Source organism: Streptomyces sp. NPDC049813 (assembly GCF_044465085.1).
Classification (GTDB): domain Bacteria; phylum Actinomycetota; class Actinomycetes; order Streptomycetales; family Streptomycetaceae; genus Streptomyces.
Window position 1 is genome coordinate 397,037 of record NZ_JBITLI010000004.1, and the last position, 13,428, is coordinate 410,464.

The 13,428-nt window shown below is 72.8% G+C and carries 11 protein-coding genes; 3 read left to right on the forward strand and 8 right to left on the reverse strand.

Annotated features, from left to right (window positions below; genetic code table 11):
• Positions 1–60 precede the first annotated feature (60 nt).
• The 7 genes from ACIBW6_RS12225 to ACIBW6_RS12255 form a co-directional block, all read right to left on the reverse strand.
• Positions 61–1,122 (reverse strand): BMP family protein, encoded by a 1,062-nt coding sequence (locus ACIBW6_RS12225; RefSeq protein WP_399059159.1) that lies wholly within the window; start codon positions 1,120–1,122, stop codon positions 61–63.
• A 307-nt stretch (positions 1,123–1,429) separates the two neighbouring features.
• Entirely contained in the window at positions 1,430–2,698 is a 1,269-nt protein-coding gene (locus ACIBW6_RS12230; protein ID WP_399059160.1) for an amidohydrolase, read from the reverse strand.
• A 165-nt stretch (positions 2,699–2,863) separates the two neighbouring features.
• Positions 2,864–4,030: a Cmx/CmrA family chloramphenicol efflux MFS transporter gene (locus tag ACIBW6_RS12235; RefSeq protein ID WP_399059161.1), complete on the reverse strand. Its 1,167-nt coding sequence runs from the start codon at positions 4,028–4,030 to the stop codon at positions 2,864–2,866.
• A gap of 277 nt (positions 4,031–4,307) precedes the next feature.
• Complete coding sequence (locus ACIBW6_RS12240; RefSeq protein WP_399059162.1) at positions 4,308–5,330, reverse strand: hypothetical protein; 1,023 nt, start codon at positions 5,328–5,330, stop codon at positions 4,308–4,310.
• Between the two features lie 71 nt (positions 5,331–5,401).
• Positions 5,402–6,343 (reverse strand): N-acetylneuraminate synthase family protein, encoded by a 942-nt coding sequence (locus tag ACIBW6_RS12245; protein WP_399059163.1) that lies wholly within the window; start codon positions 6,341–6,343, stop codon positions 5,402–5,404.
• A 14-nt stretch (positions 6,344–6,357) separates the two neighbouring features.
• Positions 6,358–7,662, reverse strand: coding sequence for a cytidylyltransferase domain-containing protein (locus ACIBW6_RS12250; protein ID WP_399059164.1), 1,305 nt, complete (start codon positions 7,660–7,662; stop codon positions 6,358–6,360).
• A gap of 44 nt (positions 7,663–7,706) precedes the next feature.
• Complete coding sequence (locus ACIBW6_RS12255; RefSeq protein ID WP_399059165.1) at positions 7,707–9,017, reverse strand: DUF6716 putative glycosyltransferase; 1,311 nt, start codon at positions 9,015–9,017, stop codon at positions 7,707–7,709.
• Positions 9,018–9,215: 198 nt separating this feature from the next.
• On the opposite strand from ACIBW6_RS12255, the gene ACIBW6_RS12260 reads away from it, so the two are divergent.
• From ACIBW6_RS12260 to ACIBW6_RS12270, 3 genes are read left to right on the forward strand one after another with little or no spacing between them, the layout of a single operon-like run.
• The gene (locus tag ACIBW6_RS12260) at positions 9,216–10,193 is read left to right on the forward strand and encodes a glycosyltransferase family 2 protein (protein ID WP_399059295.1); all 978 of its coding nucleotides are present in this window, start codon (positions 9,216–9,218) and stop codon (positions 10,191–10,193) included.
• The gene (locus ACIBW6_RS12265; RefSeq protein ID WP_399059166.1) at positions 10,190–11,536 is read left to right on the forward strand and encodes a polysialyltransferase family glycosyltransferase; all 1,347 of its coding nucleotides are present in this window, start codon (positions 10,190–10,192) and stop codon (positions 11,534–11,536) included. Before ACIBW6_RS12260 ends, ACIBW6_RS12265 begins: the two co-directional genes overlap by 4 nt.
• On the forward strand, positions 11,533–12,684 hold the full coding sequence (locus tag ACIBW6_RS12270) for an acyltransferase family protein (protein WP_399059167.1): 1,152 nt from the start codon (positions 11,533–11,535) through the stop codon (positions 12,682–12,684). The genes ACIBW6_RS12265 and ACIBW6_RS12270 overlap by 4 nt, the downstream gene beginning before the upstream one ends.
• Here ACIBW6_RS12270 and ACIBW6_RS12275 read toward each other — a convergent pair.
• A complete protein-coding gene (locus ACIBW6_RS12275; RefSeq protein ID WP_399059168.1) occupies positions 12,669–13,400 on the reverse strand; it encodes a TetR/AcrR family transcriptional regulator C-terminal domain-containing protein in 732 nt (243 codons plus the stop codon). The genes ACIBW6_RS12270 and ACIBW6_RS12275 overlap by 16 nt on opposite strands.
• Positions 13,401–13,428 lie beyond the last annotated feature (28 nt).

Sequence of the window (13,428 nt, forward strand, 5' to 3'; positions counted from 1 at the left end):
GGACGCGCCCCGGATCCGGCACGGGATCCGGGGCGCTCCCGGTGGCCTCTGCGGCGCCGGCTACGGCTTCGTGGCCACCGTCACCTTGCCGTCGATGATGTCCTGCTTCGCCTTCGCGACGGCGTCCGCGAGCCCGGCGATCTGCTGGTACCGCGGGTTGGTGTCGGTGATGCCGACGCCGCCCGCCTTCAGGTCGAACCGGACCACGCCGGACAGCGGCTTCTTGTCCCGCACCGACTTGGCCAGCTCGTAGACGGCGCGCCCGACGTCCTTGGTGGCGGAGGTGAGGATGGAGTCCTTGAACTTCGCCAGCGGCGCCTGCTTGTACTGGTCGGAGTCGACGCCGATCGCCCAGACCTTCTTCGCGGCCGCGGCCTGGATGACGCCCTGACCGGAGAGGCCGGCCGCGTGGTAGACCACGTCCGCGCCCTTCTCGATCTGCGCCTCGGCCGCCGTCTTGCCCTTGTCCGGGCTGGAGAAGCCGCCCTCCTCCGCCGTCTCCGTCAGGTACTGCCTGACGACCTTGACCTTGGGGTTGGTGTCCTTCACGCCCTGCGCGTAACCGGCCTCGAACTTGTGGATCAGCGGCACGTCCACGCCGCCCACGAAGCCGACCGTGTTCGTCTTGGTCGCCTTGGCGGCCGCGACACCCGCCAGGTACGAGCCCTGCTCCTCGCTGAAGACGAGGTCGGCCACGTTCTTCGCCTCGATGGTGGAGTCGTCGATGATGCCGAAGGTGGTCTTCGGGTACTTCGCGGCGGCCGCCTTCACGGCGGGCGCGTAGGCGAAGCCGACGCCGATGACCGGGTTGTAGCCGGACTTCGCCAGCGAGCCGAGGCGGGCGATCTTGTCCGCGTCGCTCTCGCCGTCGCTCGGCTCCTGGTCGTCGCTCTTGTAGCCGAACTCCTCGTCCGCCTTGACCATGCCCGAGTACGCGGCGTCGTTGAAGGACTGGTCGCCGCGCCCGCCGACGTCGTAGGAGATGGCGAGGCCGAGGTTCTTCTCCTTCGCCTCGTCGCCGGCCTTGTCGGCGCTGGTGCCGCCGCAGGCGGTGGCGGCGAGGGCCAGGCCGGTGACGGCGACGGCCAGGGGCGTGAGGCGGGACGTGCGAGTTCGACGCATGATGGAGTGCTCCTTCGTCAACACGCCGCTCCGGGCGCTGAGTTCGGCGGAGCGTAACGCGCGTAGAAGGGGCGGGGAAGGTCGTCGGCTGCGCCGTTATCCTTTTGTGCCAGGGGTGATTACGGGCGGGTGAAGCAGCGTGACGTACGGGTCCAAAGAGGGCAGCCGCCCCCCCCCCCCCCCGGCGCGGAGGTCGCGGGGCTCCGCCCCGGACCCCGCTGCTCAATCGCCACAGGGGCTTGAAAGGGCCCGCTGCTCGCTCAACGGGATCGCTTGGACGGGCCGTCGCCGGTAGGGGAGGTCGGCTTCAGGTGAGGGCGGCCGCGTCCAGGAGGGCCGCCGCCGTGAAGAGTTCGACTCCCACCGTGATCGCCGACTCGTCCACGTCGAAGTCGCCCTGGTGCAGGTCGCGGGAGGTGCGGTCCTCGGGCGCCTTGACGCCGAGACGGGCCATCGCGCCGGGCACGTGCTCCAGGTACCAGGAGAAGTCCTCGCCGCCGAGGCTCTGCAGGGTGCCCTCGACGGAGTCGACGCCGCGGCGGGCGGTCATCGCCTCCCGGAGCAGTTCGGTGACGGCCGGGTCGTTCACCACGGGCGGCACCCCCCGCACGTAGTTCACGACCGGCTTGGCGCGGTACAGGTCGGCGATCTCCTGGACCGCGCCGTGCACCACGTCCGGGGCCTCGCGCCAGGCCTCCAGGTCCAGGCAGCGGACGGTGCCGGAGAGCTCCGCGTGCTGCGGGATCACGTTGCACGTGTGGCCCGACTCGATGCGGCCCCAGGTCAGGACGAGCCCGGAGCGGGCGTCGACCCGGCGGGCGACCACGGCCGGGACCTCGGTGGCGACCTTGGCCACGGCGGTGACCAGGTCGGTGGTGAGGTGCGGGCGGGCGGTGTGGCCGCCGGGCCCGTCCAGCGTGACGTCGAGCCGGTCGCAGGCGGAGGTGATGGCTCCGTAGCGCAGGCCGATCTTCCCGGCGTCCACCTTCGGGTCGCAGTGCACGGCGATGATCTTGCGGACGCCGTCGAGAGCCCCGCAGTCGATCACGTCGGCGGCGCCGCCGGGCAGCACCTCCTCGGCGGGCTGGAAGATCAGCCGCACCGGGTGCGGGAGTTCACCGCGCCGGTCCATCTCGGCGAGGACCAGGCCCGCGCCGAGGACCACCGTGGTGTGCACGTCGTGGCCGCAGGCGTGCGCGCGGTCCGGGACGGTGGACCGGTACGCGCAGCCGAGCTTGGTGTCCGGGATCGGCAGCGCGTCGATGTCGGCGCGCAGCGCGAGCATGCCCCGGCCGCCCTCCCACTCCCCCGTCTCGGTGCCGGTGCCGATGTCGCAGACCAGGCCGGTGCCGATGCCGAACACGCGCGGCTGGAGCCCCGCCAGTTCGAGCCGGGACTTGAGCGCGGCGGTGGTCCGGAACTCCTGGTTGCCCAGCTCGGGGTGCATGTGCAGGTCGCGGCGGAAGGCGACGAGCTCGGCGCGGAGTGCCTCCGGCAGGGCGCCTGCGAGCTCGCTGCCGGGGGCGGTCTCCCCCGGCCGGCCGGCCTCGGACTCTCGGGACGTCAACTGGTTCACCCTTTGAAGGGTAGGGCGCCACGGGCACCAACTAACCCTCGATCAACAAAAGTTCAGCCAGATTGGGGTAAGAAATCCGGCCCTGGCGCGCATGTCGATCTCTCGACACGGGTATGACCTCTCTTTCGTTCCGCGTGTTTCCTCCCGTGCCCACCGCGCGCGGGATCACACCTCGCGCCCCGCCCGCGGCCCGGTCCGGGCGCCCAGGGCGAGCGCCGCGCCCGCGACGACGAACGCGGCCGCGACGAGCCCCGCGCTCACCCCCGGCACCGCGCGGTAGCCGAGGCCGCCCGCGATCGCCGCGCCGCCGGCCCAGGGCCCGCAGGCCGCTCCGACGTTCAGGGCCGCCGTCGCGCAGCCCCCCGCGAGGGTGGGCGCGCCGGACGCCGCGTCCAGGGCCTGGGCGATCAGCGTGGCGCCGACGGCGAAGGAGAGCCCGCCCTGGACGAAGGCGAGGACCAGGGTGGCCGGGGTGCTGGGGGCGGCGAGGGCGAACAGGGCCCAGCCCGCCAGGAGCGCGGCGCCGCCGCCCGCGAGGACCGGCAGCGGGCGCGCGTCGGAGAGCCGGCCCGCCGCCTGCACCCCGGCGAACGAGCCGAGCCCGAACAGCGCGAGGAGCACCGGCACCCGGCCCGCCCCGAGCCCGGTGACCTCCGTGGCCAGGGGCGCGAGGTAGGTGAACGTACAGAAGGTCGCGCCGTTCACGAGGGCGCCGAGGAGGAGGACGGCGAGCAGGCGCGGGCGGCGCAGGGCGCGCAGTTCGCGGCGCGCGCCGCCGCGCTCACCGGCCCCGGCAGGGACCGACCGCGCGACCGCCAGGAGTGCCGGTACGCAGCTGAGGGCCACGGCCCAGAACGCGGCGCGCCAGCCGAACAGATGGCCGAGCAGGGCGCCGCCCGGTACGCCCGCGACGCAGGCGAGGGTGGTGCCGCCGAGCAGGGTGGCGGTGGCCCGGCCCGTGGTGCCGGGCGCGGCCAGGGCGGCGGCCGTGGCGAGGGCCACCGCGAGGAACCCGGCGTTGGCGAGCGCGGCGACGACGCGGGTGGCGAGCAGCACGGCGTAGCTGGTGGTCAGGGCGCCCGCGACGTGGGCGAGCAGGAAGACCGTCAGGGTGCCGAAGAGGGCGGCGCGGCGCGACAGGCGTGCTCCGAGCAGCGCCGTCAGGGGCGCCCCGACGATCATGCCGACGGCGAAGGCCGAGGTCAGCGAGCCGGCGGCGGGGACGGAGACGCCCAGGTCGTGGGCGAGGTCCGGGATGAGCCCGGAGAGCATGAACTCGGAGGTTCCTTGCGCGAACACGGCAAGGGCGAGGAGGTAGAGCGCGAAGGGCACAGCGGACTCCGTGACCGTACAGAGGGACTGAGGGAAGGCGGTCTCGGTACGGCGGTCCGGCGGTGGCAGGCGTCAGCGGAGGCGGGGCCGGGGAAGGCAGCCTCGACGCGGCGCGGGAGAAGGCCACCGGCGGGGCGCCGGTGGCCGGAGTCTGTCGGACCCGGGGCTGTTCACGGACGTCAGGGTAGGCGGCGCGGGGCGGGCGGGGCCAACGGGTTTCCGGTGGGCGGGCCCGCGGTGCCGCCGGCCGGCACGCCCTGTGTCTGGGCCGCCCGGCTCACACCACGCGTACGTCGCGTGCCGAGTCGGCGATGCCGGCGAGGAAGCCCTGCGCGTGGTCGGAGACGCCCTGGTTGAGCCAGGCCGGGTCGATCTCGCAGACGGCGACCTTCACGCCCGTGCCCTGGAGCGCGATCGGCAGGGTGTGGACGACCGTCGAGGGGAAGCTGACGATGGTCCGGCCGATGGGGCCGCGGCGGGCGATGAGTTCGAGCGGCAGGTCGGGGCGGACCACTTCGAGGCCGGTCTCGCCGGCGAGGCGGTGCAGTTTGTCGGCGGCCTCGCGGCGGTGGGCGAAGTAGCGGGTGGCGCCGTGCGCGGCAGCGAGCCCGCGCACCGCTTCCAGGTAGCGGTCGAGGTCGACGACGCCGGTCTCCACCAGGGAGGTGCCCACCAGGTCGGCGCCGCGGGTCAGGCGGGGCGGCCCGAAGCGGGCGCGGGTCCAGGCGTAGTCGTTGGCGGCGACCGTGACGCGCTCGGGCACCTCGTCGACCGGCATGGAGGTGAAGACGGAGACGGTGCGGCGGCCGGTGCGCGGGGTGAGCCTGCGGCGGGCCGAGGCGGAGACGGGGGCGAAGACCAGGTCGCGCGGGCCCGGGCGGCCGCCGCGCCGGTGCCAGCGCACCAGCCGCTCGCCGCGGGCCAGCTGCGAGATGAACTCCATGGTGGCCGTGCCGTCGTCGACGACGACCAGGTCCCGGGCGCGCGTGATCGTCAGCAGGAGCTGGACGTAGCGGGAGAACGGGTCGCCGATGACCACGCGGTCGGCGCGGCGCAGCGGTCCCGCGAGGCCGCCGACCGTCGCGAAGGGGGCGCCCGCGCCGCCGCGTGCCTCCTCCCAGCGCACCGTGTGGCCTTCCTCGCGGGCGAGTTCGGCCATGCGGCGCAGCTGGCCCCGGGTCATCGGGTCGGTGGGCGAGAGCACCACCACGGTCGCCTTCGCGCCGTCATGGTGGGCCCACTCCAGGACGTTGAGGAGCTGCACCGGGCTCTCGACGAAGCACAGGGTACTGCGGGACATGCGGCCCTCCCCGGGGACGCCGAGGCGGCCCGGCGTGGCCACTGCACGCCGGACCGCCGAGGAGTTGTGGGTCAGACGCCGACCGGCTCGCCGGCGGCGACGGCGATCTCCGACTCGGCGACGACGCCCGCGACGCGGCGCAGCTTCTTCATCGGGCCCAGCTCGGACTCGTAGACCTTCTTGACGCCGTCACCGAGGGAGGCCTCGATGGTGCGGATGTCGCGGACGAGGCGGGTGAGGCCCTGCGGCTCCACGGAGGCGGCCTGGTCGGAGCCCCACATGGCGCGGTCGAGGGTGATGTGGCGCTCGACGAAGGTGGCGCCGAGGGCGACGGCCGCGAGGGTCGTCTGGAGGCCGGTCTCGTGGCCGGAGTAGCCGATCGGCACGTTCGGGTACTCGGCCTGGAGGGTGTTGATGACGCGGAGGTTGAGCTCCTCGGCCTGCGCCGGGTACGTCGACGTGGCGTGGCACATCAGGATGTTGTCCGAGCCGAGGACCTCGACCGCGTGGCGGATCTGCTTCGGCGTCGACATGCCGGTGGAGAGGATGACGGTGCGGCCGGTGGCGCGCAGGGCGCGCAGCAGCTCGTCGTCGGTGAGCGAGGCGGAGGCTACCTTGTGGGCGGGGACGTCGAACTTCTCCAGGAAGGCGACGGCCTCGGTGTCCCACGGGGAGGCGAACCAGTCGATGCCGCGCTTCTTGCAGTGCTCATCGATCTGGCGGTACTCGTCCTCGCCGAACTCGACGCGGTGACGGTAGTCGATGTACGTCATGCGACCCCAGGGGGTGTCGCGCTCGATGTCCCACTGGTCGCGCGGGGTGCAGATCTCGGGCGTGCGCTTCTGGAACTTCACCGCGTCGCAGCCGGCCTCGGCGGCCACGTCGATCAGCTTGAAGGCGTTGTCGAGGTCGCCGTTGTGGTTGATGCCGATCTCGCCGGTGATGTAGACGGGCTGGCCGGGGCCGGCGGTGCGCGAACCGAACGTGCGGAGGCGGGAGTTGAGAGCAGACATGAGAGGTGCGTTCCTTACTTGGTTTCGAGGGAGTCGAGAGAAGGGCCGAGGATCCAGCTGGCGATCTCTCGGATCGCGCCGTCGCCACCGGGGGCGGTGGTGACCGCGCGTGCGGCGCCGCGGACGACGTCGTGGGCGCTCGCGACCGCCACGGGCCAGCCGACGAGGCCGAAGCACGGGAGGTCGTTGACGTCGTTGCCGGCGTAGAGCACGCGCTCCGGCGCGATGCCCTGCTCCTCGCACCACTGCTTCAGTGCGAGGTCCTTGCGGTCGATGCCGTGCAGGACCGGGATCTTGAGTTTCCGGGCCCGGGCGGCGACCACCGGGTTCACCTCCGTGGACAGGACGAGCATCGTCAGGCCGCTCCTGCGGAGGGCCGCGATGCCGAGGCCGTCACCGCGGTGCACGGTGACGAACTCCCGTCCGTCGGAGTCGATCAGCACCCGGTCGTCGGTCTGGGTGCCGTCGAAGTCGAGGACGACCGCGTCGATGTCCTCCCGGGTGGGAAGGGCGCGCTGGTCGAAGAGGGGGGCCAGCGCGCGGGCGCGGGCCAGGTCGTGCGGGTCGTCGATCTCCAGGACCCGGGCGGGGTCGGTGCGCACGAGGTCGGTGCGGCCGAAGAAGCGGTGCTCGCTGCGGCGGAAGCCGGCGGCCTCCATCGCGTAGACGGCACCGGTCTCCAGCAGGTCCTGGGGGCGGTCCTGGCGGCGCGGCCGGAAGGACTTGTCGTGGTTGACGCCGTAGCCGCCGCTGGTGGCGGGCGCCTCGGTGACGAGGGTGCCGGTGCCGCCGAGGGTGGCGGCCCGCTCGGTGGCGAGGGACCCGGGCTCGTCGAGCGTGTCGGCGCCGTCGCGCCACACGAAGCCGTGGAAGGGGGCGACGGTCAGCGCGCTGTCCGCGCCGTCCTCGACGATCGCGCGGACCACTCCGTCGACGTCCTCGCGGGCGATGAACGGGCTGGTGCACTGCACGAGCAGCACCACGTCCACGGCCGCGCCGTGCAGCGCCTCGTGCGCGTCCATGGCGTGCAGGACGGCCGCCTCCGAGGTGGCCTTGTCGCCGGCGATGGCGGGCGGCCGGGTCACGACCTCCGCGCCGGCCTGCCGGGCCGCCGCCGCGATGTCCGCGTCGTCGGTGGAGACCACGACGTCGGTGACCTGCCGGGTGGCGAGGCACTCGCGCACGGCCCGGACCACCAGGGGCACGCCGCCGACCGGGGCGAGGTTCTTGGCCGGTACGCCCTTGGAGCCGCCGCGGGCGGGGATCACGGCGAGCACGCGGCGGACCGGGGTCGCCTGGCCCGCTTCCGGGTCGGTCATCTGGGGCTCACTTTCGGGGAGTCGGGGGTTCCTCGGAGGCCGGGTCACAGCTCGCCCATCCGCCGGATGACGGGGGCGACGCGCTGGACGCCGTGCCGGTAGGCGCCGCGGGCGGCCCGGCGGACGATCTGCCGGACGGGGCCGGGGTCGCGGTCCGCGGCGGGGGCGCCGGGCAGCGGGCTGCCGTCGGGCGCCAGGTGGTGGCGGGCGAGGATGCGCGGCAGGTAGCCGGGCGCGGTGGTGCGGCTGTAGTACGGGGTCAGGGGCGGCCGGTCGCGTTCCAAAAGCGCGGCGACCTGGGCGCGCGCCCCGTCGAAGGCGCGTTCGTACCCGCCGTCGGCGGCGACGCCCTGCCGGGCGACCCAGGCCGGGTCCGGCGCGGGCAGCGTGCCGGCGTCGAGCTGGTCCCAGGAGACGAGGCAGCCGGAACCGGTGAAGTGGTGGTTGCCGAGCGCCTCGCGCACCCCGAGGTCGGTGAGGAGCGCGGTCGGGATGCGCCGGTGCAGCGATTCGAGCGCGGCCGTCGAACTGACCGTGACCAGCAGGTCCGTCCGGTCCAGGACCTCGCCCATGTTCCCGTAGACGAGACGGAGGTTGGGCGGCGCGTCGAGGCGCTGGACGAGCTTCTGGTACGGCACTTCCTCGATGTGCGTGGTGTGCTCGCCGGGCTTGCTGCGCAGCTTGAGCAGCACCTCGCGGTCGGGGTGCTGCCTGGCGTGCCGCACCAGGCGGTCCAGCAGGTACAGCCGGTCGGCCGGGGTGTCCGGCACGGACGGCTGCGCGGCGAAGACCACCGTGTAGGGGTCGTGCGGGGCGGCCGGGTCGTAGGGCGCCCCGCCGAGGAAGGGCAGCGCGCACTCGGTGACCGACCCGGCGTCCGCGCCGACCCCTTCGTACACGGCGTGGAAACGCTCCGCGTCGTAGCGGGAGTTGGCCAGCACCACGTCCGCGCCGTGCCGCAGCAGCAGGCCGTCGGTGAGCTTCTCGTAGACGACGCCGACGTAGCCGGTGACGACGACGGGCCGCTTCGGGGCGGTGCGCCAGGCGTGGGCGAGTCCGTGCAGGACGGCCTGGACGGCGCCGCCCACGAGGGCGAGGACGACCACGTCGTACGCGGCGGGGTCGCGCTCCATCTCCCGCAGGAACTCCACCGCGGTGACCTCGCGCAGCCGCTCGGCGCGCACGCCGACCTCGGTGAGCTGGCGGGGGGTCGGGGTGGCCCGGCCCCGCAGCAGGAACCCGTCAAGGGCGGGGTCGGAGGTGAGGCGGCCCGCGGTGAGGGCGCCCCACTTCCATCGGGTGTCGGAGTCTGCGAGCACGGCGATCCGCTGTGGCTCGGGAGTACTTGCTGGCACGACGACGAAGTTAGGAAGGCTTTCCGAGCCGCGGCCCAACCCGAGTGCAACAAACGGTTAACAGCACACCGACGAATGGCGAATCAGGTCGGGAAACGGCGGCGGGAAGGGCTGGTTCACGGTCCCGCCACACGTCGTTCACCTGGCATCAAGTTGCCGGTCAAGACGAATGCCGGGCCGCCGCCTAACGTCACCGACGTGGTCAAGCTCTCCGTCATCGTGCCGTTCTACAACGTGCAGCAATACGCGCCCGACACCTTGCGAAGTCTCCGCGCCAACGCGCGGGACGACTTCGAATTCATTCTCGTCGACGACTGCTCCAAGGACGAGACACCGGACATTCTCGCGCGCGCCGAGCGCGAGCTGCCCGGCGCGGTCGTCGTGCGACACGAACAGAACGGGGGACTCGCCACGGCCCGCAACACCGGCCTGGACGCGGCACGCGGCGAATACCTGACGTTCCTCGACGGCGACGACTGGCTCGCGCCGGGTCACTATCCCCGTCTGCTCTCCGCGATCGAGGCCCTGGGCTGCGACTTCGTCCGTACGGACCATGTGCAGTGCACGGCGCGGGCCCGCACCGTGCACCGCGTTCCGCACGGCAGGCGCGGCGTCGTCCTCGACCCGCGGGAGGCGATCCTGCCCGCGGACCGTTCGACCTCCGTGGACTACGCGTACGCGTGGGCCGGCATGTACCACCGGCGGCTCGCCGACGCCGGGCTGCTGCACTTCACCGACGGGCTGCGCACCGCGGAGGACCGGCCGTGGATCTGGCGGCTGCACCGCGAGGCGAAATCCTTCGCCGTCGTCAGCCAGCTGGGTATTTTCTACCGGCGGGGCGTCGCGTCGTCGCTCACCCAGATCGGTGACGTGCGCCAGCTCGATTTCATTCGCGCATTCGACCAGGTCATCCGGGAAACGGCGGCGGACAAGGACGCGGACCAGCTTCTTCCGAAAGCCGTGCGCACGTACTGCGCCATCATTTCCCACCATCTGGGCTCCATCGAAAGGTTCGAACCGCCTGTGGCGCGCACACTGAAATCCCTCAGCGCGGCGGCGCTCAAGCGCATGCCGCAGCGGGTGCTCGACGAGGCGCTCGACTCGATGGACGTCGAGCGCGCCACGCGGCTGCGCCGGCTGCGCCGCCGTCCGGTGAGCGCGGAGGCCGCGGCATGACACAGCGCACGACTCGCATCCTGCTCGCCTCCACCCTGTACGGCACGGCGACGCTGGCGGCCGCGCTGGACGCCGGCCGGTTCGCCCCGGCGGACCGCACGCTCCTGTTGGTCGCCAACAACGCGGCGACGCCCGAGACCACCCCGGCCGTCGACGAGATGCCCGGCTTCGAGCAGCTGCGCGGCCGCTTCGACGCGGTCCTGTCCTGGAACGAGGCGATCGCCCCGTTCCACCCGGGCGGCTGGTCGCCGCGCGCCGACGACCTCCCGCTGTGGGAGCGGCACCTGCGCCTGCTGTGGGACCTCGGTGACGACGCGGTCGAGCTGGCCGTGGAGTCCATCCAGGTCAACCCGGCGATGGCCGTGGCGCAGATCTTCACGGGCGCGCCCGTCGACGTGTACGCGGACGGCCTGATGAGCTACGGGCCCACCCGCAACAAGCTCCACCCGCTGGTCGGCACCCGCGTGCGCCGCCTCCTCCACCTCGATCTCGTGCCGGGGCTCAAGCCGCTGCTGCTCACGGAGTTCGGCGTGGAGCCCGAGGTCGTGCCGACGGAGGTCTTCGTCAAGGTCCTCTCCGAACTCGGCGAGACCGCGGACGCGCTGCCGCCGGTGGCGGGCGAACCGGCGCTGCTGCTCGGCCAGTACCTCTCCGCGCTGGACATCCTCACCCCCGAGGAGGAGGAGGAGCTGCACGTCCGCATGGCGCGCGGCGCGGCCGAACTGGGCCACCGCCACCTCGTGTTCAAGCCGCACCCCACGGCTCCGGCCCGCTGGTCGCGGGTGCTGGAGAAGGAGGCGGAGCGGCTCGGCGTCGAACTGACCGTCCTGGACACGCCCGTGCTCGCCGAGGTGATCTACCAGCGGATGCGCCCGGCGCTCGTCGTCGGCTGCTTCTCCACGGCACTGCTCACCGCCTCCGCGCTCTACGGCATCCCGGTGGCCCGGGTCGGCACGGGCACGCTCCTGGACCGCCTCGCCCCGTACCAGAACAGCAACCGGGTGCCGGTGACGATCGTCGACGCGCTGCTGCCCGCCCTCACGGACCGGGCCGCCGTGCAGGCGCAGGAACCGCCGCTGTCCGTCGCCGAGCTGACGGAGCTGCTGCGCGCGGTCGGCTTCGCGATGCAGGCCAAGATCTACCCGGACCTGCGGCCCGCCGCCGAGCGCTACCTCGCCACCCGGCTGACCCCGCACACCTGGCGTTACTTCAAGCGCCGCCGCCTGACCTCCCTCGCCCTGCCCGGCGCCGTCCCGACGCAGCTCGCGTTCATCCCGCGCAACGCGGTCGTGCGCCGGGTCGCCAGACGGGCCCGATCCTTCAAGCGAGCCGCACTCGGATGACTGTCATAGAACCCACCGCACTCGCCACCCCCGCGGCCGGCCCGGAGGCCGCCGTACCCGCGCGCACCAAGCGCGTCCTGCCACGTCTGTACGCCCTCGACGGGCTGCGACTGATCGCCGCCCTGATGGTGGCGGCCTACCACTACGGCGGCCGCGACGGCGAGGTGTCCCACGCCTGGGGCACCTCGCCGCGCACCCAGTTCCCGTCCCTGCACGGCTGGTTCGCCTACGGCTGTCTCGGCGTGCAGATCTTCTTCGTCATCAGCGGGTTCGTCATCTGCATGAGCGGCTGGGGGCGGCCGCTGCGCTCCTTCTTCGCCTCCCGCGCCTCGCGCCTGCTGCCGTCCTACTGGGTGGCGATCGTCCTGGTGACGGCGGTCTTCTCGGTCCCGGTCGTGGTCTACAAGGCGGTCTCGCCCAGCGACGCCCTGGTCAACCTGACCATGCTCCAGCAGCCCCTCGGCGCGGACCGGGTGCTCGGCGTGTGCTGGACGCTCTGGGCCGAGCTGCGCTTCTACGCCCTGTTCGCGCTGTGCGTCGTCCTGCCGGGCGCGACCCGCCACCGCGTCGTGCTGTTCTGCGCGGTGTGGACGCTGGGCGCGGCCCTCGCCCAGGCCACCGGCGAGCCCCTGCTCACCCTCGCCCTGATGCCCGAGTACGCCCCGTTCTTCATCGGCGGCATCGGCCTCTACCTGGTCCACCGCGACCGGCGGTCCATGACGGCCTGGGGCATCGTCGCCGTGAGCTATCTGATCGGCCAGCACTACGCCGTCGACCGGCTCTGGCACGCCCCGAACCCGGACTTCTTCTCCTACCGCACCTCGTCCGGGATCATCGTGGTCATCACACTCGGCTTCGCCGCCGTGACCGCGATCGCGCTCGGCTGGACGTCCCGGGCCAACTGGCGCTGGCTCTCGGTCGCGGGCGCCCTCACCTACCCGTTCTACCTGGTCCACGAGCATCTGGGCTGGGTGTCGATCGAGGTCCTGCACCGGCACGCGGGGCTGCCCTCGTGGGCCACCTTCGCGGCGACGATCGGCATCATGCTGTCGCTCGCCTGGCTGCTGAACCGTTACGTCGAGAAGTGGGCGACGCCCCTGCTGCGCCGGGCCCTGAACCGGGCGCCGACCGCTCAGCGCACCGCGTAACGCGCTTCGATCCCGGCCACGATCAGCCGCAGCCCCTCCTCGAACCGCTCGTCGTACGCCGCGAACAACTGCCCGCCCGCGGCGGCGGCGAGCGGGTACTCGGCGAGCATCTCGGCGCGCTCGCCCACGTCGAAGCCGGGGCGCCGCTCGGTGGGCAGCGGCTGCACGCCCTGCTCCTCGGTGACGAAGCCGAGCGTGTACATGTACGCCGTCGAACTCGCCCAGGTGGCCTGGTCCGGGGTGAGTCCGGCCGCGACGAGGAAGCGCAGGTTCGCCTCCATCTCGGGGCCGTGCTCGGTCCCGGTGAACCGGGAGCCGCTGAAGACCTTCGCGCCGTCCCGGTAGCGCAGCAGGGTGGCACGCAGCTGCCGGTTGCCCCGCACCAGCCACTCCTGCCAGCTGCCGGAAGGCTCGTACCCGATCTCCCGGCCCGCCTGCGTCATGCGGCGGAACATCACCGTCGCCATCTCGTCGAGCAGCGCCTGCTTGTTCTTGAAGTGCCAGTACAGGGCGGGGGCCTGTACGTCGAGCTGCTTGGCGATGGCGCGCAGCGTCAGGCCCTCGAGACCCACGTCGTTCAGCAGGTCGAGCGCGGTGTCGGCGACGTGGGCCTTGTCGAGCTTGGCCTTCTTCGGCCCCTTCGGGGGCCGTTGTGCGTTCGGGCCCGCGGGGTCCTGGGTGTTCTTCTGCTCGTTCGGGGTCTTTTGCTCAGCCACGCTTGACACTTTATCGCTGTTAAGGGGA